Genomic DNA, 23,561 nt, shown 5'->3' with positions numbered 1-23,561 from the left:
TAACGAAACCCAAAGGGGAAAACAATGATAAGGAAAACACTCAAAGCCGTTTTCATGGCTTCCGCATTGTCGACGGCTGTGTTTGCATCTGCTCCGGCGTTCGCTGCCGGAAAGCTCACCATTTCGTCCCCGCAGGACCCGGGCAGTTGGGACCCGATCGACACTTTCCTCGTCAATTGGGCTTCTGTCGCCACCAATATTTTCGATGGCCTTGTCTATCGTGGACCGGACCTCAAGATTGTCCCGGCACTCGCGACTTCGTGGGAAGAACTGGACAAGGGCAAGCGCATTCGCTTCCATCTCCGCGAGAACGTCAAGTTCCAGAACGGTGAGCCTTTTAATGCGGACGCCGTCAAATTCACCTTCGAGCGTCTGTTGGGCGATGAAGGAGCGAAAGGTCCTCAGCGTTCCAACTATATTGCAATCGAAAAGGTGGAAGTGATCGACGAAAAAACCGTCGATTTTCATCTGAAGGCGCCCGATCCGGTTCTTATCACCAAGCTGGCCGGTTACGGCGGCATGATTGTTCCGCCAAAGTACATTCAGGAAAAGGGCGACGATTATTTCAATATGCACCCGGTGGGGACCGGGCCGTTCAAGTTCGTCTCATATGAGCCGAAGGTAAACATCAAGCTTGAGGCTTTCGCAGACCATTGGGGTGGTGCGCCGAAGCTTTCGGAACTCGAATATCGCTTCATAACCGAGCCTTCGACCGCCGTTGCCGAACTTCAGGCCGGTCGCGTCGATCTGGTTATCCCGCCAACCATTCCAATTGGAATGATCCCGACAATTCAGGGCGACCCAAAACTGGAGCTGGTCACCGCTTCTGGGCCTACGGTTTATGCCTTGCGCTTCAATACCGCTGACGGCATCACCAAAGACGAACGCGTGCGCAAGGCGCTGATTATGGCGGTGGATCGCGATGCGATCATTCAGTCCATTCTGGCAGGTCAGGCGGAAGCGATTGCCAGCTTTCAGGGCTCGTTATCCTTCGGCTTCGATCCGAATATGAAGCCGCTGCCTTACGATCCGGAAGGTGCGAAGAAGCTTCTCGAAGAAGCGGGCGTTCAACCCGGCGCAACCGTGCAGATCGATGTGCGCGGGCAGGAGGCAAGCTTCAATGAAGTGGCGCAGGCAGTTGCGAGTTTCCTGCAAATGGTTGGTATCAACGCAACCATCAAGCCTTACGATACCAACGTCCTTTTGAACGACATCATCCCGCAGGGCAAGACGGGTGCCATGTTCCAGCAGTCCTGGGGCGGTTGGACCTTCGACTACGACAACACTGCCTATTCGATGTATCATTCCGGCGAGAAGTGGAATCCCTACGACAAGGACGAAAAGCTGGACAAGATGCTCGAAGCACAGCGTTCGGTTCTTGACCGTGGGGAGCGTGAAAAGCTCCTGCAGGAAATCGCGCATTACGCAGCCGACCGCGCACTCGAAATGCCGCTCTATAACCTCAAGGCGATCTTCGGCGTCAACAAGCGCGTGAAGAACTTCGTTCCGGTTCCCGACAGCCGTCTGCGGTTGACGGACGTTACCGTTGAGTAAGCAAGAATGACAATACGGCGAGCCGGATATGTCCGGCTTGCCGCAGCATTGCGGAGGCGCACTGGTGGCCGGATTTCTGATTAAACGAATTTTGCAGGCGTTATTTGTGCTCGTCGCGATGACGCTGCTTGTCGCTTTCGCGGTCCGCCTGACGGGCGATCCGGCATTGATGCTGACGCAAGGTGCGGGCAGTATCACCGAAGCCGATCTTGCACGCATCCGCGAAGGTCTTGGTCTCAACCAGCCGTTCTTCGTTCAATACTGGCAGTTCCTGAAGGGCCTGTTCACGATGGATCTGGGGCGCAGTTTCCTCGGCGGTACACCCGTATCGACGCTGGTGGCTGGCGCCTTACCTGCTACGCTGATGCTTGCTTTCGCTTCACTGTTCGTTTCCATCGTGATTTCCGTCCCGCTTGGGATCAAGGCGGCCGTGTCCCGCGGAAAATGGGCCGACCAGTTGATCCGCATTTGCTCGCTGGTGGGCCTTTCCTTTCCTAATTTCTGGCTGGCGACCATGCTGGTGCTGCTTTTCGGCATCTCACTGCAGTGGCTGCCGCCAAGCGGCATGAGCGGCGTTGCGAGCTTCATCATGCCGGCGCTCACAATGGGTATCATCCTGACGGCAACGAATGTCCGTCTCGTGCGCACGTCGATGCTGGAAACGTTGCAATCGCAATATATCATGGTGGCACGGGCCAAGGGATTGAGCGAGAACAAGGTTCTCTACAAGCACGCGCTACGCAATTGCGCGATCCCGCTGATCACTTATCTCGGCCTTCAGTTCGGCGGCCTTCTCGGCGGCATCGTGGTAGTCGAGCGGGTGTTCAACTGGCCAGGCATGGGCACACTCGCCTTTGACGCCGTGGCAGGGCGCGATTATCCCGTTCTGCAGGCCACTATCGCGATCCTTTCCATGCTGATCATCGGCGTCAATCTTCTCGTGGACATCGCCTACGGGCTTGTCGATCCGCGTATTCGCACGGAGTAGGACCGATGGCGACCAAGACTTCATCCGTTCTGTTTTCGCGTTTTGCGAGCCTTGAGTTCATCGTCGGTGTCGTGCTCACCGGCTGTATTTGTCTGGCTGTGGTTTTCTCGGGCTATCTCTTTCCCGGTGGCGCTAACAAGATCGATCTTCTGGCGCGCCTGACGCCGCCATTTGTCAATCCGGCACATATTTTCGGGACCGATCCGCTGGGCCGTGATGTGCTGGCGCGTGTCGTCACCGGCGGCAAGGTTTCGCTGTTTGTCGGTTTTGTTTCGGTGATCGGCTCCGTTGTCATCGGCACGGTCATGGGCCTTGTCGCCGGTTATTATCGCGGCTTCTGGGATATGGCGCTGATGCGCTTTGTCGATGTGCAGTTGGCTATGCCGTTTATCCTGCTCGCCATTACGGTCATGGCCATTCTGGGCGGCGGGTTATTCAACACCATCATTCTGCTGATCGTCTCGCAATGTGTGCAATATGCGCGACTTGTGCGGGGCTCGGTACTATCGCTACGCGAGCGGGAATTCATCCTGTCGGCCCGCGCTATCGGCGTGAAGGATTGGCGCATCATTTTCCAGCACTTGCTACCGAACTTGCTCGGTCCGGTGATCGTGCTCATGACTCTCAATGTCGCAAACAACATCCTGCTGGAATCGAGCTTGACCTTCCTTGGCCTCGGTGTTGATCCGACTATCCCGAGTTGGGGCGGCATGTTGGCCGACGGGCGTACTTATCTCCAAACCGCCTGGTGGGTGAGCATATTTCCGGGTCTCGCCATTCTGTTCACTGTGCTAGGCCTCAATCTCCTTGGAGACTGGCTGCGCGATAGCCTCGATCCAACAGGCAGGACTTCACGATGAGCGTGCTTTTTGAGAAAACCTATCCCCGCACCGTTCACGCGCTTGTCGAACGTTTTATGAAACCGGAAATGCGCGGCGCGAAGATGGAAGCCTGGTTGTTCGACGACCAGCCGAGCCGCTTTGCCGCCGAAATGAAGCTGCGTGAAGCAGGTGTCGAGGCACGATTCCGTTCTGCCTACAAACCACTCCTTCACTTCTTTCTTGAAGAGGTGGATAGCGTCACGCTGAGGTCGGCTGCGATCCGCTATCCTCGTCATGACGCCTGCGTGCAGAACCGCTTTCTCCTGGAGACTTATCCGTTGTCCGCGCTGCTGCCGGGGGTGGATGTCACTTTCGCCGCTTCTGGGAAAGACGACTTTCACTATGAAGTTGATCTGCTTTTTGCCGATGGTAACAGCGAGAACCACCGGGTTTTTGCTCCAAACCGCGTGCACGAGGATTTCATCGGCGAAACGCTGGTTTCGCCGACTGGCTGGCTGTCCATCACGCATCATGGCAGAACTGATAGCGAACGCTTTGAAACATCATACGAAAAGCTGTTCCACGATACGATCTCGGCTATCGCCGCGCATGACTGGAAGCATGGCGAACCCTATTTTGACGAACTGAATATTGCAGTCAGCCTACCGATCACCGACCGCCGCCTGCCTTACGATGAGGAAAGGCTCAGCCTCACCGAAGCCATGCACGAGGATATCTATTTCTCGCTGCTCGAAGTTTTCCAGAAAAAGTCCGGCCGTCCGGTCGGGGATCGTGGTTTGCAACCGGGCCAGATCGTACCGGAAGTCCGCTTTCACGATGCGGCTCCTTCAGTCAGGGTCGAAACACGTCCGCTTGCCACAGCTGATGCAGTGACCGCTGAACAGGTGCTGGGAGAGGCTCAGGCGCCACTTTCCGCAGATCAGATCAAGCGTGAGATTATCGCGCTAGGTGGCCTGCCCTTTGAGGCAAAAAGCCGTGCAGGTCGGAGCGTTCGCGCGACCTATATCCAGGGCAGCGACGCGGCGATGATGATCAGCGCAGGTCAACATGCCAACGAGACCACGGGTGTCGTCGGCGCACTGCGTGCGGCCAACCGGCTGATCTCGCGTGAAAGCGCCCATTTCACGATTTCACCGCAGGAAAACCCCGACGGATACGAAATCCACAAACGGCTTTGCGCCTTGCAACCGCATCATATGCATCATGCTGCCCGCTATACGGCGCTCGGTGACGATCTGGAGTATCGCAAAGGCGAGGGGCTTTACGAAAAGGCTATCCGCGTTGAGGCGGAAAAGCTCACAGGCGCAAAACTGCATGTCAATCTGCACGGCTATCCGTCGCATGAATGGACGCGCCCGCTATCGGGTTATGTGCCGCGTTCTTTTGCCATGTGGACCCTGCCAAAGGGCTTTTTCCTCATCATCCGTCATCACGCTTCATGGGAGCGGCAAGCGGAGGAACTGATAGACCGGGTAACGAAGCATCTGGCGGCTATCGACGGGCTGGTTGCGTATAACAACGCCCAGATCAGGCTTTTCGAGCAACATGCCGGTGAAACGGGTTTCCGCATTATCAACGGTTTCCCATGCCTTGTCGGTGTGGATGATCGACACACCGTGCCGCTGACGCTGATTACCGAATATCCTGATGAAACGATTTATGGGGATGCGTTCGTCAAAGGACATACCGCGCAAATGGAAACGGTTCTGGCATCATACGATGCCTTGCAGGCACTGTTTCCGTCCAGCGCGGTTGCTTAGAGCGCGTTTCGATCCGATTGGATCAGATCGGCGCTTTAAAGATAATAAACGCCGATACGCTTCCCGCCGATGATTTCGACGGCAATCTCCATCTCGTAAATGTCTTCGAGGATTTCCGGATGAATGAGTTCGTCCGGGTTTCCCTGATGGACGACCTTGCCGTGGCGCATGGCAACGATATGGTCGGAGTAGCATGAGGCGAAATTGATGTCGTGCAGAACCAGAACGACCGTTTTTCCAAGTTCATCCGCCGCCCGGCGCAGCAGCTTCATCATTGAAGCCGAATGCTTCATGTCGAGATTGTTGAGCGGTTCATCCAACAGCACGTAGTCCGTGTCCTGGCAGAGAACCATCGCCACGAAGGCGCGTTGGCGCTGCCCGCCGGAAAGCTCATCCAGAAAACGTCCGCTTAAATCGTCAAGGCCGAGATAGCCGATGGCCTGTTCGACATGTTTGCGATCCTCATTATTCGGGCGACCCTTGGAATAGGGATAACGGCCGAAAGTTACGAGATCACGCACGGTCAGGCGGGAATTGATTGCGTTCTCCTGCCGCAGTATCGACAGCCGTTTTGCCAGCACGTCACCCAATGTGGTCGAAACGTCGAGTCCGTCTACGGTAACCCGCCCTTTGTCCATAGGCAGGAGACGGCTCATCATGGAGAGTAGGGTAGATTTTCCCGCACCGTTCGGACCGATGATCGAGGTTATGCCGCGTGCTGGCAGTTTCAGGGACACATCATCCACAACCGGGGTGCCATTGTAGGATTTGCTGACTTGGCTGATTTCTATCAACGCGCGTGCCCCCCTGACGAGAAGGATGATGAAGACTAGGCCGCCCAGAAACTCGATAATGACGCTGAGTGCGGAATTGAATGAGAAGACACGTTCAAGAATGGTCTGTCCGCCCACGAGGCAGAAGACTGCAAGCAGGGCCGCTACCGGCAGTATAATTCGGTGCTTTGCCGAACCTGCAATCATGTAGGCCAGGTTGGCCACCAGCAGGCCGAAGAAGGTAATGGGCCCGACCAGTGCGGTGGAAACGGAAACCAGCACCGTGACCATGAACAGGATCTTGCGCACGATCCGCTGGTGATCGACGCCAAGATTGATCGCGGCGTCGCGCCCGAGAGACAGCACGTCAAAGACGTGAATAAAGCGCAGGCCGTAGAGCGAAACTGCAACAACGATAACGGCCGACATTATCAGAATGTCGCTGTTGATGGTGTTGAAGCTTGCGAAAAACCGGTCTTGCAGGACGGCGAAAAGATTTGGATCGAGCATCCGCTGCATCAGGTTGGAAATGCTGCGGAAAAACACACCGCAGACAATGCCGACGAGCATAACGAGATGCAGGCTGCGTGTGGCGCCCGAGAAAAGCCAGTAATAGAGCGTCCCGGCGAAAACCACCATGATGGCGGTTTCTGCGAGAAATCGAATGTTCGGTCCGAGCCAGTCCATATGGACAGCGCCGAAGAAGAAGACCACCACGGTCTGGATCAGGATATAGAGCGCATCGAAGCCCATGATCGAGGGCGTCAGGATGCGGTTGTTCGTGACCGTCTGGAACAAGACCGTCGAAACTGCAATCGAATAAGCAACCAGTAACATGGCTGCAAGTTTGGTACCGCGGAAGGACAGGATAAAGGACCAGCTTCCTTTTGCGCCGACAGTCATGAATGCGGCGACTGTAAGCAACGTGAGCAGGCAAAGCAGCGTGAGGTTCAGGGTGGGGCGCTTAAGCAAGGCGTGAACCTCGCCGCAACAGAAGGTAGAGGAACAGGACGCTCCCTACGACACCCATCATCGTTCCGATCGGGATTTCGTAGGGGAAGCGGACCAACCGTCCGACGATGTCGCAGGCAAGAACGAGCCCTGCGCCGAGCACCGCAACCCATGGCACCGCGCGCCGCATATTGTCACCCATGAACATGCTGACGACATTGGGAACGATAAGCCCCAGGAAAGGTATCATGCCAACCGTCACGACGACCGATGCACTGACCATCGAGACGATGATTAGGCCAAGTGTGACCACGCGGCGGTAGTTGAGCCCAAGGTTGGTGGTGAAATCCTCGCCTAGTCCCGCGACCGTAAAGCGGTCGGCGGCGATATAGGCGATGACAGTCAGGCTGAACGCGAACCAGAGCAATTCGTAGCGCCCGCGAAGAACGCCGGAGAAGTCGCCGGTCGTCCAGGAATTGAGCGATTGCAGGAGGTCAAAGCGATAAGCAATGAAGGTGGTGATCGCGTTGACAACACCACCAAGCATGATGCCGACCAAGGGCACGACAAGAACGGAACGCAATGGAATTGTACGAAGAATACGAAGGAACAGGGCTGTTCCAGCAAGCGCTGTGACGGATGCAACCAGCATTTTGCCAATAACCGGCGTCTCCGGTGCGAACAGTATAACCAGAAGAATGCCGAGACCCGCGGATTCCACTGTGCCAGCCGTTGACGGTTCAACGAAGCGGTTTCGGGTCAGCATTTGCATGATCATTCCCGAAACGGCCATGGACATGCCCGCCAGAATGATAGCAAGAGTGCGCGGAATGCGGCTGATGAGCAGAACTTCAGTGGCACGGTCTGTGCTTCCTGCCCCAAAAAGCGTACTCAGCGATACCTCGCTGACGCCGATGAACAGGCTTATGACAGCCAGTACGGCAACAACGATAACGGCTGCTGCAAGTCCCTTCACACGCATTTCCTGTTCTATTGCCTGATTACGAATTCGGGCCACCGATGGCGGCCCGATCGAATTGGGTTTGGAAAGCTGTCACTTTGCCTTGTCGAAAGCCTGCGAAAGCTGATCAACCGTGCCGTGAAGCGCACCGAGGCCGCCTCCGACGAGATACCAGTTCTGAGCGTTCAGATAGACGACCTGATCCTTCTTCCAGGCATTGGTCTGGCGCACGAGGTCGTTGTCGAGAACCTGCTTGGCCGAATTGCCTTCCCGACCAATCGCCGCATCGCGGTCAATGACGAACAACCAGTCCGGATTGGTTTCCAGGATGAATTCCGAACTGGCAGGCTGGCCATGGTTGCCAGTGGAAAGGTCTGGCGCTGCCGGCTTGACGCCGAAGCTCTCGTGAAGGACTCCGAAGCGCGAACCAGGACCATAGGCGCTGATCTTTCCGCCGGATGTGAGGATAAGAAGCCCTGTACCCTTATTGGCAGCCTTTTCCTTCAGGGCAGCAAGCGCAGCATCAAGCTTTTCGACTTCAGCCTTTGCTTTTGCTTCCTTTCCGAAAATCTGGCCAAGCTTTTCCACATTGGCTTCAGTGTCGACGATAAAGTTTTTCGCGTTGGTGGTGAGATCAATCGTAGGTGCGATTTTCGAAAGTTCACCGTATTTGGCGGCTGAACGGCCTGCCACGATGATGAGATCAGGCTCTGCCGCGTTGACGGCCTCATAATCAGGCTCGAACAATGTGCCGATCTTTACGTATTCATCGCCCTGATATTTCTTCATATATTCAGGAAACGATATGCCGCTGGGAACGCCGGTTACTTTGACGCCGAGACGGTCAAGATTGTCGAGGGTGCCAAGATCGAAAACCAGTACTTTTGTCGGTGAGGCTGGAACCGCTGTTTCACCTTGGGCATGCTTGACGGTCAAATCCGCGGCATTTGCAGATGCAGCGACGCCAAGTGCCACGACAGCGGCACCACACAAGCGGGAAACCTGTTGAGCGATATTCAGCATGGTGTTCGATCCTTTCATCAATCCTGTGCTTTATAGTCAAGTATCTTCGCCGTCAAAGACGGAGAGGTAAAATTCAGTTGTTTTTGACGATGGGAGCTTTTCCGAGCAGGATGAAATCGAGGCTGTCTTCTACCGTTAACGGTATCATTGATCCGTGGCTCTCATTTTCAAAACGACGGAATGCTGCATCCATTTGCGGCAGTTCAGAAAGCTCCTTGAAGATATCCGCACCAGAGGGCCCGCCGCGCAGTTTCTTCAACCGGTCATCATCCTGCTTCGTCTGGCCAGGCCGGTTACCACGTTTGCCCGAGGTTTCTATAAGCAAGCGGATGGGGCGAGGGCTATCCTTGGAACTCGTGACGAACTGATCCTTATCTTTCAAAATTGAGCGGTCATTCCACCAGATCGATGGGTCTGCTGCACTATAACTCTGGAAGGAAGCCGGGTGGTTGAACAGGGCATATAGTGTAAACAACCCGCCCAGAGAGTGCCCGAACAAAGCCTGCCGGTCTTTGTCGATGTTGAAACGCTTTTCGATCTCAGGCTTCACCTGATTTTCGATGAAGTTGAAGAAGGCCTCTCGTCCTCCTGTCTTCGGTACATTGAAGTGAACCGGGATCAGATCATCGCGCGTGGGAGGGGTGAGGTCGAAATATCTCAGCCGGACAATTTCTTCCGGATTGTCGGTGGGGTAGCCGATGCCGACAACGACAGCTTTCAATGCTGGGTTTTCCGCCATACGTTTTGCAGCAATCGGCAACGTGCGATTGCCGTCAATCATGTATATAACCGGGTAACCGCCTTCGGGTGCCGCACCTTTGGGGGCAGCAGTGAATATACGATAGGCAATGCCATTGGCCTCCATGTCAAACGACGAAGTGACAGGCTCGGCAGCTTGCACGGTTGAAGCGGTAAGTATCCCCGTCATTGTCAGGCACACCCATTTTACGATCATCGTCACTACGCTCATAGGAGCATCCCATCAGTGGAAGGCGCCAGCCGTTGGGGCAGGCGTCTTGGCTTGCAATCCTAGAAGCGGGAAGTCATTCCGACCCAGAGACGACGCCCATCGACGACTGAATTGAAGTCATCCACGTCCACCTTCTTGTCGAAGATGTTGTAAACGGCGGCATTCAAGGTGACATTCTCGCTGAAGTCATAAGACCCGCCAATATCGAAGGTCGCATAGGGCTTGTATTTACGGGCGACCACCTTGCCGTTTCTGTAAACCGGTTCGCCGGCTGTTCCGATACGCGCGCCCGCATTGGTTTCTTCGCCGTGGTAGTTACCGGCTGCCCATGCGCTCAGGCCTTCAACCGGCGTTATCCAGTCCGCACGCAGGCTCGCCATGTGCTTCGGCGTGCGTGCCAGAGGCAAGCCCTTGTAATCACCCGTCTGCTGTTCGGAGTCGGTGTAGGTATAGTTACCGCGTAAGGTGATCGTGTCGGTTGCTTCCCAGTTGAAGGTGAGTTCCACACCCTGCATCACGGCTTCATCGATATTGAAGCTGTACCAGAGGCGATAATTGGGATCTTCGCTCCAGCGAACAGGATCACCGTTCGCATCCGTGATCAATGCATTGCTGATCTTGTCCTTGAAATCCGTGTAGAAATACGTTGCGCCCAGACGAAGGCCGGACTGATTGTCCCAGAGAACACTCGCTTCATAGCTCGTGCTCTTTTCTGGCTGCAGGTCCGGATCGCCGATGATCACGCCACAGGTGCCGTTAGGACCGTATGAGCATCCCGCCCCGCCCGTCGTATAAGCGTATCCCGGGGCGATAGTGCGCAGTTCTGGTGCGCGGAAACCTGTGGAGATGCCGCCCTTGAACGTCAACTGTTCAGTTGCGTGCCAGACGGCATAGCCGCGCGGGCTGAAATGCGATCCATAAATCTCATGGTCATCCATGCGCAGGCCACCCGTCAGGGCGAAGTCCGGGGTGATCCACCATTCGTCTTCGGCAAAGAGCGCCCACTGGCGGACACTGAATTCCTCGTCCAGACCGGTGCGGCGTCCCGGGTTTTGATCGGTGAGCACCGATTGCATGAACTGCCCACCTGTTACCAGGGTGTGATTTCCGTAGAATTCAAACGGCGTCGTGAACTTGCCATCGAGCACAGAGTTGCGGATGTGCGGAGAACGTAGATTCTCGACATAGCTCTTCGTCTTCTTGTCCCAGTTGAAATTGGTGCGCTCCGCCCATTCCTGCTGGAACGAGAACTCCGATGTTGTCGGACCCCAGCGGCCGGTGTGGCTGATAGACCAATGATCGCGATCATTGTAGTTGTAGGAGTCCGAACCCGACGCTGCCGTATTGCCAACGGTGGAGTCGCGGCGAAGGCGCGTCTTTCCCAATTCGAGCATGATATCGTGATCTTCATTCGGCGTGATCGTGACACGTCCCGTGATGTCGATATCCTTCTGCTCAGGCGTGCCGCTGACGATATTGTCTTCCTGCCGCTTGAGACCACGCCCCCAGAGCTGAACGCCTACAAGATTGGGAACCAGCGGCCCGGTCATATAGTAGGAGCCTTGCAATGAGTTTCCGAATTTGGAGTGCTGCTGTACCGTGCCGTCGACCGAGAAAGAGCCGCTCCACGTGTCCGACACCTTTTTGGTGATCACGTTGATAACACCGCCCATGGCGTCCGATCCGTAAAGCGAGGACATCGGGCCGCGAATGACTTCGATCCGTTCAATGGCGTTCGCCGGTGGCAGGAAGCTCTGTTCGAAACCGGAATTGCCGTTGGTGCGGGCGTCGCGGGTGCTCTGCCGTTTGCCGTCTACCAGAAGCAGCGTGTAAGAGCCGGGAAGACCGCGAATGAAGATGTCCTTTTCAGCCGCGGGACCGGTTACAGCTACGCCTTGCACATCTTTTAGAGCGTCCGTCAGATCGCGATAGACGCCTTTTTCCAGCTCTTCTCCGGGAATCACGGTGATACTTGCGGGCGCGTCGGTGATGTTCTGTTCGAACCCGGTCGCCGTGACAACGATTTGTTTGAGTTTGACGGCTCCGTCAGCACCCGTCTCGACGGCTGCTTCCGCTGCCTTTTTCTTGGCGCTCGCCTCGGAAGATGCTTCTTCTTTGGCCTTGGTCGCGGTTTGCGCGTTCGCAACCGCTTCGCTCAAAAGCAGCGCTGTGGAAAGACACGTGCCCGCAAGGATCGCCCGGTACACGAGCGGTTTGCCAGCCATACGCCTGTTTTGTGTACCATCGGCCCACAATCCCCGAAACAAGCTCGTCATTTTCGTCACCGTTTAAAGTTGAGTTTTCAAGTCTCCTTATGTATGGCGATAAGGTGACGTCAATCGTCATGTTTTATAAGCATTCTAAGTTCCAAAAACTGCAAATGAACGGGCACAAAAGTGATGTCGGGCAAGGAAGCGAAAACGCAGCAGCAAACGGCGAAAGGTGAGAACGAAAGCCTTCGCTTGGGACAATTACGCCTGCTGATCGCTCTTGATGCACTTCTTGTGGAGGGCAGTGTTGGCGGCGCTGCAAAGCAGATGGGGTTGAGCATTGCGGCGATGAGTCGGCTGCTTGGCCAGATCCGCGAGAAGTTTAACGACCCCATTCTGGTTCGCTCGGGACGTAACATGGTGGCTACGCCGAAAGCCGAAGCGTTGCGTGCGCGTTTGCGACGCCTTGCGAATGAAGCTGAAGCACTCCTCAATTTGGATCTCGCCGAAGTGCCGAAATCCAGTTGCACCGGCCATCATGGCTGGAACCGAAGCGCCATCGTCGCACCGCCGCCGCTCGGTATCCGTAAGGTGGTCGAGCTTGAAAACCACCCCACGCCGGAACAGCTTGCGGCGCAGTTCGCGGACATCCAGGGCGAAAATGATCCAATCAGGAGGCTTGCAAAATATATCGCTGTGGTAGGGCGAAAAGCCGGGCACACCCGCCCGCTGGAAATGTCCGAAGCCGAGGATGCTTTCACGACGATTTTCACAGGGAATGCCGATCCGATGCAGATCAGTGCATTACTACGGCTTATTCACTACCGTGGAGAAACTGCACCGGAACTGGCTGGCATGGCGCGGGCGGCAAGAAGAATTTACTCAGCCGACGCCGGACTGAATATGCCTGCACTGGATTGGCCAGCCTATCTGTCGCCCAATTCCATGCAATCACCGTGGTTCATGCTTTCGGCATTGCTGGTCGCCCGGGCTGGCTTTCCGGTTGTCCTGCACGGAAACTGCGGTACCGGCGAGATATCGGGCAAGCTTGAGATCGCTGCCGAAGCTATCAATCTTCCGATCGCGACATCACACTCTCTGGCGAAAGATGCATTGAGAGCACATGGCATATGCTTCATGCCTATGGCCGGTTTCGCTCCTCAGATCCATGCGCTGATGGCGCTCTATCCCCTGTTCGAGTCGCGTTCATCGATGAACAGCCTCGTTCATCTGCTTAATCCGATGAACCTCAAGGCATCTTTCCTTGGGGTTACCCAACCCGCATATCGCAAATTGCATCGCGATGCAGGTGCGCTTCTTGGCTTGCCGTCGATCTCGGTTGTTTCGACCAGCCGCGATGTTGCGGAACTGGTTCCACACAGGGCCCATACCGTCCACAGACTTCTGGACGGTCGTGAAATAGATCTGCTGCTTCCCACACTATCCAGAGAGAGCGGAGACAAGCATTCGAACTTCAGCTCATTTGAATACTGGTATGGCGTCTGGTCCGGTGCGGCCGTGGACAAGCGCGCAGAAAATACAATCGTTGCCACCGCTGCCATGGGGATGATGACGGCAGCATCCGCCGACAATGAAAGCTATACGCTGTTCTTCGACAAGGCTGGAGAACTCTGGCGCAATCGGCATAGCCAAACGGCAGGATGATTCAAAATCAGCTGCAATTGCGGAACTTGAATCTGTTTCACGTTCCCCAAAATTTGAAAAAGCTTTCCCTGCGGCTGTCCGGGATGGCAAGTCCATGCTTTGTCTACTGATTTTATAGGCTTTATCTTCTCCCCGTAAGTTCGATTGCGAAAGGGGAGCGCCGATGGTTAGCCCGATATTCGGTGAGGCGGGAACGTCGATTTTCGAGGCGATGTCGCGGCTTTCCGTTGAGCGCGGAGCTATTAATCTGGGACAGGGTTTCCCGGAAGGCTTTGAGCCAACTGAACTCCTTGACGCTGCTGCCCTCGCTCTTCGTGAAACTTCACAACAGTACCCACCCATGATGGGCCTGCCCGTCCTCCGTCAGGCGGTTGCAGAAAACACGAGACGTTTTCTTGGCCTCGACATTGACTGGGAAAAGGAAGTCCTCGTCACTTCCGGCGCTACGGAAGCGCTAGCCGATACGTTTCTCGGGCATCTGAACACGGGCGACGAGGTAATTCTGTTCGAGCCAGCTTACGATGCTTATGCAACGCTTATTCGTCGTGCAGGAGGAACGGTGGTCCCGGTACGGTTGAAGCCGCCTCTGTGGGAACTACCGCGTGAGGAGTTGGCGAAAGTCATCTCTCCACGGACGAGGCTGATTGTCGTCAACACGCCGATGAACCCGGTAGGCAAAATATTCGATCTCGATGAATTGGAGTTTCTCGCCGATCTCGCCATCAAGCATGATCTCCTGATTGTATCGGACGAGGTCTACGAGCATCTCGTCTTCGATGAAAGGCCGTTTCATTCCTTATGGGGCGTTGAAAAAATACGTGACCGTGTGGTGCGTATCGGCTCTGCTGGAAAAAGCTTTTCCCTGACGGGTTGGAAGGTTGGTTATGTGACCGCTTCCGAGGCGACTCTTGCGCCAATTGCCCGTGCGCATCAGTATGTAACTTTTACCACGCCCCCGGCTTTGCAAACGGCAGTGGCGGTAGGGTTAAGCTTGCCGGACAGTTATTTCACCGGCCTTCGTGCGGCGCTGGCATCGCGGAGAGACCTTCTGGTCGAAGGGCTGAAATCTGCGGGGTTCGAGGTCGCCGATGTACCAGCCACCTATTTTGCTGTGGCGGACATACGAGCACTTGATAGCGGAGACGATGATCTCGATTTCTGCCGACGTTTGACGCTTGAAGCAGGCGTAACACCTGTGCCCATCTCGTCCTTCTACGGTGCGCGCGATGTGCGCAGCCATGTGCGTTTCTGTTTCGCGAAGCGCGAAGAAACGCTGCAGGAAGCCAGTTCAAGGCTGGCACAGTGGAACAATGAACGCAAACGGCGCGCTGCGTAAGCGTGCCTCAAAAACAACCACAGGGAAAATGACATGCATCCAGTTTCATTGTTGCGCGGAGCTGTTTCCGCAGCACTCTTTTCCGTACTCGTCGCTTCACCTGCATTTGCGGACAAAATCCGTTTCGGCGTGACTTCTGGTCCACATGCGGAAATCGCCGAAGCACTGGCACCCGTCGCCAAGGCAAAGGGATTGGAAATAGAGATTGTGGAGTTCTCGGACGGCGCACTGATCGACCCGGCAACGAATGATGGTGATCTCGACGCCAATGGCTTCCAGCATACGCCTTATTTCGACCAGCAGAACAAGGATCGAGGTCTCAGCCTTGTTGCCGTCGGCGGTCGTACTGTGCTGTTGCCGATGGCCGGATATTCGCACAAATATAAATCACTTGGCGAACTGCCGGAGGGGGCACAGATTTCGATTCCCAATGATCCCAGCAATGCGGGTCGTGCCCTGAAACTTCTCGAGGCGGGGGGCGTTCTCAAGCTCACACCGGGGGTGACTTTCAACGCAACCGAACTCGATATCGTTGATAATCCGAAGAAGGTCAAAATTATTCCAATGGAAACGGCCCAGCTTCCCCGGTCGCTGGAAGACGTGGATTTTTCCGTTATCACTTCGCATTTCGCGCTGAGTGCCGGGCTGGTGCCGAGCCGTGATGCGATTTTGATTGAAGATCAGCTATCCGATTATTTCTGCCTGCTTGCTGTCGCGGAAAAGAACAAGGATGCGCCCTGGGTCCAGACGCTAATCGAATCCTATAAGTCCCCCGACGTCAAAGCGTTCATCGAGAAGAAATTCGGCGGCAACATCATAGCGGGTTGGTGAGATGAATGTGCTCGTACGCAGCGAAAATATGTCGAATACGGCACTGGGTGATGTGACATCACCACTGTCGATCATCGACATACGTTCGCTGACAAAGACCTATGACGAGAAGGCTGGTCCGGTCATCGACAATGTTTCGCTTCAGATTGAAAAGGGAACCATTCACGGTATCATTGGCCGCTCAGGTGCAGGGAAGAGTACGCTGGTCCGTTGCCTGAACGGACTGGTGCATCCAAGCGATGGGAAAGTCTTTGTTTCGGGCCGTGAGATCACAACCCTCCGGCAAGAAGAACTACGGCAGGTCAGGCGTGAAGTATCAATGATATTTCAGCATTTTAGCCTCCTTTCCTCGCGAACTGCTTATGGTAATGTAGCTCTACCGTTGGAACTCGCCGGTATTGATCGGAAAACTATAAAATCGCGTGTTAACGATCTGCTTGAGTTGGTGGGCCTCAAGGAAAAGGCTGGTGCTTATCCATCGGAACTGTCAGGCGGTCAGAAGCAGCGTGTCGGCATAGCGCGGGCATTGGCTCTGGAGCCCAGCGTCCTGCTATCCGATGAGGCTACCTCAGCGCTTGATCCCGAAACCACGGAACAAATTCTTTCTTTATTGAAAGACATCAATCGACGCCTCGGCCTGACGATTGTGCTTATTACGCATGAAATGGAGGTAGTACGCGACATCGCTGACTATGTGACGGTTCTCGATGGCGGCAGGGTCGTTGAAAGTGGCCCGACTTTCGATGTTTTCGCTTTTCCGCAATCCCCAACCGCCCGGTCATTTCTGGCAAGCATTGTTGCTCATGATCTTCCGGCGGAAGTGTCTCGGCGGCTACTGCCGGAACCTGTAGCGGGATCGGATCCCGTTCTGCGTATCGTGTTCGCCGGTGATGCCGCCCACGCGCCTGTCGTTGCAACGCTTGTGCAGCGTTTCGGGATAAATCCGAACATACTGCATGGACGTATAGATTATATTTGCGGCAAACCTCTGGGCATCATGACGCTTGTCGCTGAGCACGGTCCGGCTGATCTTGCCGCTGTCCGAAGCTATCTTTCTTCACTCAATCTTCATGGAGAGGTTATCGGCCATGTTGTCCGATCTGCTTCCCCCGGCGCTCGCCGGGCTCTTGCTTGAATCGCTGAGGCAGACGGCCATTATGGTGGCCGCATCAGCTGTCCTGTCCACTTTGATCGGCCTACCGCTGGGCGTCGCGCTGGTTGTTACCGGCCACGGCCAGTTTCTTGAACGACCGGCTTTTAACCGCATAGCAGGCACGATCGTCAATCTGGTTCGATCCACGCCGTTCATCATCCTGATGGTGGCGATCATTCCCCTGACGCGCCTGATTGCTGGAACCACGGTTGGCACCTATGCAGCCATCGTTCCTCTGACAGTGGCAATCGTACCCTTATACGCGCGACTAGCGGAAACGGCGATGCGTGAAGTAGACCAAAGCCTGATCGAGGCTGCGGAAAGCATGGGCGCGACGCCTATCCAGATCATCTTCAAGGTGCTGCTGCCAGAGGCGCTGCCGGGGATTATTGCCGGGCAAACGGTTACCCTTGTCAGCCTTGTCGGATACTCGGCGATGGCAGGAACGGTCGGCGGCGGTGGCTTGGGCGATCTCGGAATTCGTTTCGGATATCAACGCTTCATGCCGGAAGTCATGATCGCCGTTGTCATCATTCTGGTTGCAATCGTGCAATCCATTCAGATTACCGGCGATTATGCCGCTCGCCTTGTCAATCACCGCGTGGCCCGCAGCCGTCGCTCGCGCTAAGAATTTTCAGGAGGTTTCCATGACCATACATACCACGCCGATCAACCTGCCTTTGCTTGATCTGTCCCGTTTCAACGGAAGTGCGGAGGAGCGCGGCAGCTTTATTGAAGAATTGCGCCGGACGCTTCACGACCACGGTTTTTTCTATCTTACGGGCCACGACGTCGATCCAAAACTCGTGGAAGACGTAGTAAGTACGGCGAAGAAGTTCTTCGCACTGCCCGCGGAAGAAAAGCTGAAGATCGAAATGGTGAAGTCGCCCCATTTTCGAGGCTACAATCGAGCTGGCTTTGAACGGACACGCGGCCAGCAGGACTGGCGTGAACAGCTGGATATCAACACTGAATCGGAGCCCGCCGTAATTGGTTCGGACAGCCCGGCGTGGAAGCGACTGATCGGCCCGAACCAATGGCCGGATGCGTTGCCGGAACTCAAGCCGTTGCTGCTTGCCTATCAGGCCGAGGTGACGCGTGTCGGCATCGACATTCTGAAAGCCATCGCTGCTGCATTGGGACAGCCGGAAGACTTTTTCGCCCAGATTTACGAACCGCATCCGTCTCAGCTCTTGAAGATCATTCGTTATCCGGGCCGCGATGTGGCGGAAAGCGAACAAGGGGTGGGTGCCCATAAGGATGGTGGCTTCGTTACCGTCCTCCTGCAGGATGTTGTTCCCGGTTTGAGGGTTCAACGCGAAGACGGCGAATGGATCGATGCGCCTCCAGTCCCAGGCACCTTTGTCATCAATACCGGGGAACTGCTTGAGCTTGCCACGAACGGATTCGTGCGGGCGGATGTACACGGCGTCGTCGCGCCGCCAGCAGGTGTTGAACGCTTCTCAGTCGCGTTCTTCCTTGGCGCTCGTTACGATGCGACTATTCCGGTTATCGATTTGCCGGAGGAGTTGAAGACCAAGGAACGCGGCGTGACTGTGGACGCGCTTAATCCGATCTTCCGCGAGGTAGGTGCAAATAATCTCAAAAGTCGCCTCCGGTCGCATCCGGATGTCGCACGTGCCCATCACGCGGATTTGCTGACTCCCGAACAGTTGGCAGAACGCACGCCGGGATCGGCATACTGATCGTTTGATTGTCGTTTTGACGGGGCGTATCGTTATTTGTGAACCGGGACGCCCCATTGCCCATCCCTTAACGGCCAATTGCGCTGGTGTCGTCAGTCGCCAAGGAATGGGTCGGGGGTATGTCGACAATTCGCTTCTTGAGACCGTGCTCTGTTGAGCGATGCTGCCTATCATTTGCGTGTCTGCAGATATTTTAAAGCTGTGATTGTTGACAGGCCAGAGGCGGCGATAACCATTTGGCGGCAGTCTTTGCCGATTTGATCGACCGGTTTCACCTCAACTTTGCAAAAATTTCGGCAAATTGACCGTAGACTTGTCATTTTGAACAATTTGCCCCCTACAAATTTAACAAATCCACGGCTTGATCGGTCAAAGCATCAATGGAAATCTCCCTACACTTATATAAGCGTGACGTAGGGAGGGGATCGCTGAAATGCCTGTAATGCCCGAATTGTGTGCCGATACCATAGTTTATAACGGCACGATCTGGTGTGGATACGAAGAGGGCACAGTTGAAGCCCTGGCCATCTGGCAAGGCAAGGTGCTTGCTACGGGTACGAAGGACCAGATATGGTCCTTGAGGGGCGACAAAACCCGTTTGATCGACCTCGAAGGGCGCTTCGCGACACCCGGATTAAATGATGCCCATCTGCATCTTATCTCGGTCGGGCTTACACTCAAATGGATTGATGCGACACCGCAGGCCGCGCCAACATTACAGAGCCTGCTTGATGCCATTCGCGAGAAGGCTGCTTCTGCGCCTCCCGGGACCTGGATCAAAGCACGCGGTTATGACCAGACGAAGCTCGACGTCGGTCGTCATCCCCATAAGTCGGAGCTCGATGCGGTCGCTCCAAACCATCCCGTCATGCTCGTACGTGCTTGTGGCCACGTGTCGATCTTCAACTCGAAAGCCTTTGAGCTGGCCGGTGTGGATGACAACTTCCCGGTACCGGAAGGCGGTTTGATCGAACAGAAAAATGGCGTTCTGACCGGGATGGTGGCTGAAAATGCTCAAGGCGCCGTTCGCAGGGCTATCCCCAAGGCGACGACGGAAGAAATGATCGAAGCCATTGAGGCTGCGGGCAACCTTCTTCTTTCCTACGGCATTACCAGCGTTATGGATGCAGCTGTCGGTCAGGTTGCGGGCTTCGATGAAATCCGTGCCTACAACATCGCGAAGCTGCAAAAGCGTTTGCCGGTACGCACCTGGCTCGTACTGCTTGGCGACCCTGGGCCTTCCATCGTTGAGGAATGCTATAAAGCAGGGCTTGTTTCCGGTGTCGGTGACGACATGCTGACGGTCGGTGCCGTCAAGATTTTCCTCGATGGCTCAGCAGGCGGGCGGACCGCGTGGATGAGCAAGCCTTATCTTGGCGACGACAACAATATCGGTGTCCAGATATTACCGGACGCGGAATTGGAAGCGCTGGTGCTGGACGCGCATAAGAAGGGTTACCAACTGGCATGCCACGCTATCGGCGATGCAGCAATCGGCCAGCTGATCATGGCCTATGAAAAGGCGCTAGTCGCTTATCCCGATCCCGACCGCCGCCATCGTATCGAGCATTGCGGTTTCTCCACGCCGGCGCAACACGAGCGGATGAAGAAGGCCGGCATTTATCCGTGCCCGCAACAGGTCTTCATCTATGATTTTGGAGATGCCTATATTTCTGTTCTCGGCGAGGAACGCGCCCTTTCAAGCTACCCGCTGAAGACGTGGAAAAATCTCGGTTTCAAACCCGCGACCGGCAGCGATGCGCCGGTTTGTCACCCCAATCCCTATCCGAATATCTATTCGATGCTGACCCGTGAAACGGGCAAGGGGACGGTGATGGATGCCCGCGAGTGCGTGACCATTGAAGAGGCTCTGCAGGTTTACACCGAGTTCGGAGCTTTTTCACAGAAGTTGGAGAATGTGAAGGGCAAGCTCGTGCCTGGACAGGTTGCCGATATTGCAGTTTTCACGCGCAACATGCTCACTGCAAAGCCGGAAGAAATTCTCAACGACACGCATTGTGTTCTTACCCTACGCGACGGTGAGATCGTGTTCGAACGGTCGTGAAGCGATACTCCGGTTCCTGCCGGATCATAAAAAGAATTGAAGCGGAAACGCTTCGGCGCAATGTCGGACAGCGAAGTTTCGGCGGAACTGTCCGAATGAACGGTTCATCTGAATCGCAAGAATGACACTTATGAAGGGGAACAATATGAGAAAATTTGCATTGCTGGCGGCGCTGTCCGCAGCTCTGTTGACGGGAACGGCAGCCTATGCTGCGGATGAACCGCGTTCAGGGGGCGTTATCAGTTTCGTCGCGCCTTACGGCGACAGCTTCTCGACGCTGGACATTCAGGCATCGCCTGCCACGCAGGACGAGTTCTACGCCAAAGCTATTCACCGCACGCTCTATGATTGGGATGCCGATTTGAACAAGCCGGTGCTCGGTCTTGCAACGGACGTGGCCGTGTCCGACGACCGGCTCGTCTATACCTACAAGCTTCGTCAGGATGCATTTTTCCACAATGGCAAGCCTTTGACGGCAGACGACATTATCTGGAGCTACACACGGATAATGGACCCGAAAAAGGCATTCCCACCAGCACGCTACATTGCCGAGATCAAAGGAGCGGAGGAATATACGCAGGGTAAGGCCAAGGAAATCTCCGGTCTGAAGAAGATCGATGACCATACGCTCGAGATCACGTTGAAGCAGCCGATCGATCCGGGTTTCCAGTTTATGCGTAACAACACAGCGATCTATCCTGCAGGCGAGGGGGACAGTGAGGAATTTCAGCGCCACCCCGTCGGTCTCGGACCATACAAGTTTGCCGAATATGTTCCCGGCTCACGCCTCACGGTCGAGAAGTGGGACAAATACTACGAGAAGGGCAAGCCTTACGCCGACAAGATCAATATCATGATCATGGGTGATGCGGCGGCGCGCGATGTCGCGTTCCGCAACAAGGAAATCGATGTAGCTGTGCTTGGCCCCGCGCAGTACACTGCCTATCTTGCCGACCCCGAACTGGCGAAGAACATGGTCGAGGTGGCGGAAGTTTATACGCGCGCCGTCGGCTTCAACCCGGATTTCAAGCCGTTCCAGGACAAGCGCGTCCGTCAGGCAATCAACTACGCGATCGATAGCGATCTCATCATCAAGCGTCTGGTCAAGGACAAGGCCTATCGTGCTGTAGGTTGGCTTCCAAACTCATCACCAGCCTTCGACAAGGATGCGAAGCCATATCCGTATGATCCCGAAAAAGCGAAAGCCTTGCTCGCAGAAGCCGGATATCCAGATGGTTTCGAGTTCGAACTGACTGCAACGCAGAATGAGAGCTGGGGTTTGACCATTGTTCAGGCGATCATTCCGATGCTCGCCAAGGTCGGCATCAAGGTGAAGGCCAAGCCGGTAGAGGCCTCTGTGCTTGCTGATGTGGTTCCGGCTGGCAATTTCCAGGCCTATATGTGGTCGCTCGAAAGCGGGCCCGATGCACTCACCGCGATGCAGTGCTTCTATTCCGCGACGCCGCAATCCGCATGCAATTATCAAAAATTCTCCAATGCGGAATTCGACAAGATTGTCGACGAAGCCAAGGTGGCAAAAACCGAAGAAGAGAAGAACGAACTTCTGAAGAAGGCGAACAATCTGTTGCAGGAAGAAGCGCCGGTCTGGTTCTTCAACTACAACAAGGCAGTGATGGCACACCAGCCATGGCTGCATGGCCTGCAGCCGAACTCGGCGGAACTCGCGGTTCAGTCCTATGAAAAGCTCTGGGTGGACGACACGGTTCCGGCCGGTCGCTAGTTCCAGCTGTTCTGGATCGGCCCGCTCTTTCTCGGGCGGGCCACTGATCCCCTTTGCTCCAGCGTAATCGGCGCTGATCCGAAAGGAGGACCGTGTGCTCTATTTTATTTTCCGGCGCGTCCTACAGATGATACCGACGGTCGTGGCGGTATCGTTGTTGATTTTCGTTATCTTCAGCGTGGTTCCAGGTAGCATCGCTTCCGGCCTTATCGCCAATGGCAAGGGCATGAACGATCCGAAAATGGTCGAGAAGATCACCCAGGAATTCGGGCTCGACAAGCCTGTTCATGTGCGTTTCGGTAACTATCTCGTTCAGTTGGCGCAGTTCGATCTAGGGACTTCTTATCGTTCAAGGCAGCCGGTTATCTCGCTTATTCAGGAGCGAATGTGGCCCACGCTGAAGCTCGCTTTTGCCGCGATGGGACTTGCTATCCTGATCGGGGTGCCGCTCGGATTTCTCGCAGCGTTGAAACCCGGAAGCATTCTTGACAGCGTGACCATGATAGGAGCGGTTTCGGGTCTTTCCTTGCCGCAATTCTGGTTGGGTCTGCTCGCCATGTATCTCTTTGCATTGACGCTCGGATGGCTGCCGAGCTTCGGTTATGGCGACGGCGGCATCAGAAATATTATCCTCCCGGCGCTCACTCTGGGTGTCGCGCCCCTTGCACTGTTGGCAAGAACGACGCGAGCAGCCGTGCTTGAAGTGATGGGTGCCGATTTCATTCGAACAGCGCGTTCCAAAGGCATGAGCAGCTTTCGGCTTGTGAAATGGCATGTCATGCGAAATGCGCTGGTGCTGATCATCACGACTATCGGCCTGCAGTTCGGATCGATGATGGGGCAGGCCGTGGTGGTGGAGAAACTTTTCTCGTGGCCGGGTCTTGGTTCCTTGCTGATTGATAGCGTTTCGCTGCGCGACATCCCCGTCGTGCAGGGGGCAATTCTCGTAATCGTGTTGTGGTTTCTGGTTATCAATACGATCGTTGACATCCTCTACGCGGTTATCGACCCGCGTATAAGCCACGAGTAAGC

General features: G+C 55.2%; 18 protein-coding genes and 1 pseudogene. 13 read left to right on the top strand and 6 right to left on the bottom strand.

Features of this window, described 5'->3' with window-relative positions:
- Nucleotides 1–24 precede the first annotated feature (24 nt).
- The 4 genes from OINT_RS16695 to OINT_RS16680 all read left to right on the top strand — a co-directional run bounded on the left by OINT_RS16695 (nt 25) and on the right by OINT_RS16680 (nt 5,144).
- The gene (locus tag OINT_RS16695; protein ID WP_006469056.1) at nt 25–1,554 is read left to right on the top strand and encodes an ABC transporter substrate-binding protein; all 1,530 of its coding nucleotides are present in this window, start codon (nt 25–27) and stop codon (nt 1,552–1,554) included.
- A 64-nt stretch (nt 1,555–1,618) separates the two neighbouring features.
- Nucleotides 1,619–2,542 (top strand): ABC transporter permease, encoded by a 924-nt coding sequence (locus OINT_RS16690; RefSeq protein WP_031346976.1) that lies wholly within the window; start codon nt 1,619–1,621, stop codon nt 2,540–2,542.
- Nucleotides 2,543–2,547: 5 nt separating this feature from the next.
- Complete coding sequence (locus OINT_RS16685) at nt 2,548–3,402, top strand: ABC transporter permease (RefSeq protein WP_006469054.1); 855 nt, start codon at nt 2,548–2,550, stop codon at nt 3,400–3,402.
- A complete protein-coding gene (locus OINT_RS16680; protein WP_006469053.1) occupies nt 3,399–5,144 on the top strand; it encodes a M14 family metallopeptidase in 1,746 nt (581 codons plus the stop codon). The genes OINT_RS16685 and OINT_RS16680 overlap by 4 nt, the downstream gene beginning before the upstream one ends.
- A 35-nt stretch (nt 5,145–5,179) precedes the next feature.
- On the opposite strand, the gene OINT_RS16675 is transcribed toward OINT_RS16680, so the two are convergent.
- The 6 genes and pseudogenes from OINT_RS16675 to OINT_RS16650 form a co-directional block, all read right to left on the bottom strand.
- Entirely contained in the window at nt 5,180–5,938 is a 759-nt protein-coding gene (locus OINT_RS16675) for an iron ABC transporter ATP-binding protein (protein ID WP_006472650.1), read from the bottom strand.
- A 9-nt stretch (nt 5,939–5,947) separates the two neighbouring features.
- Nucleotides 5,948–6,889 (bottom strand): annotated as a pseudogene (locus tag OINT_RS16670) (iron chelate uptake ABC transporter family permease subunit); the annotation flags it as partial.
- On the bottom strand, nt 6,882–7,844 hold the full coding sequence (locus tag OINT_RS16665) for an ABC transporter permease (RefSeq protein ID WP_006472648.1): 963 nt from the start codon (nt 7,842–7,844) through the stop codon (nt 6,882–6,884). The gene OINT_RS16665 and the pseudogene OINT_RS16670, both read right to left, overlap by 8 nt.
- Before the next feature lie 78 nt (nt 7,845–7,922).
- Complete coding sequence (locus tag OINT_RS16660) at nt 7,923–8,870, bottom strand: siderophore ABC transporter substrate-binding protein (RefSeq protein ID WP_006472647.1); 948 nt, start codon at nt 8,868–8,870, stop codon at nt 7,923–7,925.
- A 55-nt stretch (nt 8,871–8,925) separates the two neighbouring features.
- Complete coding sequence (locus OINT_RS16655; protein ID WP_006469049.1) at nt 8,926–9,822, bottom strand: alpha/beta hydrolase; 897 nt, start codon at nt 9,820–9,822, stop codon at nt 8,926–8,928.
- 59 nt (nt 9,823–9,881) lie between these two features.
- Nucleotides 9,882–12,047, bottom strand: a complete 2,166-nt coding sequence (locus tag OINT_RS16650; protein ID WP_006472645.1) for a TonB-dependent receptor domain-containing protein — start codon at nt 12,045–12,047, stop codon at nt 9,882–9,884.
- A 174-nt stretch (nt 12,048–12,221) separates the two neighbouring features.
- On the opposite strand from OINT_RS16650, the gene OINT_RS16645 reads away from it, so the two are divergent.
- The 9 genes from OINT_RS16645 (at nt 12,222) to OINT_RS16605 (ending at nt 23,559) form a co-directional block, all read left to right on the top strand.
- Entirely contained in the window at nt 12,222–13,697 is a 1,476-nt protein-coding gene (locus OINT_RS16645; RefSeq protein ID WP_006472644.1) for a glycosyl transferase family protein, read from the top strand.
- Nucleotides 13,698–13,860: 163 nt separating this feature from the next.
- Nucleotides 13,861–15,033, top strand: a complete 1,173-nt coding sequence (locus OINT_RS16640; RefSeq protein WP_006469046.1) for an aminotransferase — start codon at nt 13,861–13,863, stop codon at nt 15,031–15,033.
- A gap of 33 nt (nt 15,034–15,066) precedes the next feature.
- Nucleotides 15,067–15,864 (top strand): MetQ/NlpA family ABC transporter substrate-binding protein, encoded by a 798-nt coding sequence (locus OINT_RS16635; RefSeq protein ID WP_006469045.1) that lies wholly within the window; start codon nt 15,067–15,069, stop codon nt 15,862–15,864.
- A gap of 1 nt (nt 15,865) precedes the next feature.
- On the top strand, nt 15,866–16,999 hold the full coding sequence (locus OINT_RS16630; protein ID WP_006469044.1) for a methionine ABC transporter ATP-binding protein: 1,134 nt from the start codon (nt 15,866–15,868) through the stop codon (nt 16,997–16,999).
- Entirely contained in the window at nt 16,953–17,645 is a 693-nt protein-coding gene (locus tag OINT_RS16625; RefSeq protein WP_006473155.1) for a methionine ABC transporter permease, read from the top strand. The genes OINT_RS16630 and OINT_RS16625 overlap by 47 nt, the downstream gene beginning before the upstream one ends.
- Nucleotides 17,646–17,664: 19 nt before the next feature.
- Nucleotides 17,665–18,723 (top strand): isopenicillin N synthase family dioxygenase, encoded by a 1,059-nt coding sequence (locus OINT_RS16620; RefSeq protein ID WP_006473154.1) that lies wholly within the window; start codon nt 17,665–17,667, stop codon nt 18,721–18,723.
- Nucleotides 18,724–19,165: 442 nt separating this feature from the next.
- Entirely contained in the window at nt 19,166–20,788 is a 1,623-nt protein-coding gene (locus tag OINT_RS16615) for an amidohydrolase (protein WP_006473153.1), read from the top strand.
- A 145-nt stretch (nt 20,789–20,933) separates the two neighbouring features.
- On the top strand, nt 20,934–22,529 hold the full coding sequence (locus OINT_RS16610; RefSeq protein ID WP_006473152.1) for an ABC transporter substrate-binding protein: 1,596 nt from the start codon (nt 20,934–20,936) through the stop codon (nt 22,527–22,529).
- Between the two features lie 94 nt (nt 22,530–22,623).
- A complete protein-coding gene (locus tag OINT_RS16605; RefSeq protein WP_006469040.1) occupies nt 22,624–23,559 on the top strand; it encodes an ABC transporter permease in 936 nt (311 codons plus the stop codon).
- Nucleotides 23,560–23,561: the final 2 nt, after the last annotated feature.

The sequence above is a fragment of the Brucella intermedia LMG 3301 genome (assembly GCF_000182645.1).
Classification (GTDB): Bacteria; Pseudomonadota; Alphaproteobacteria; order Rhizobiales; family Rhizobiaceae; genus Brucella; species Brucella intermedia.
The sequence above is the reverse complement of the archived record's forward strand: the minus strand, read 5'-3'. Positions and strand labels throughout refer to the sequence as shown.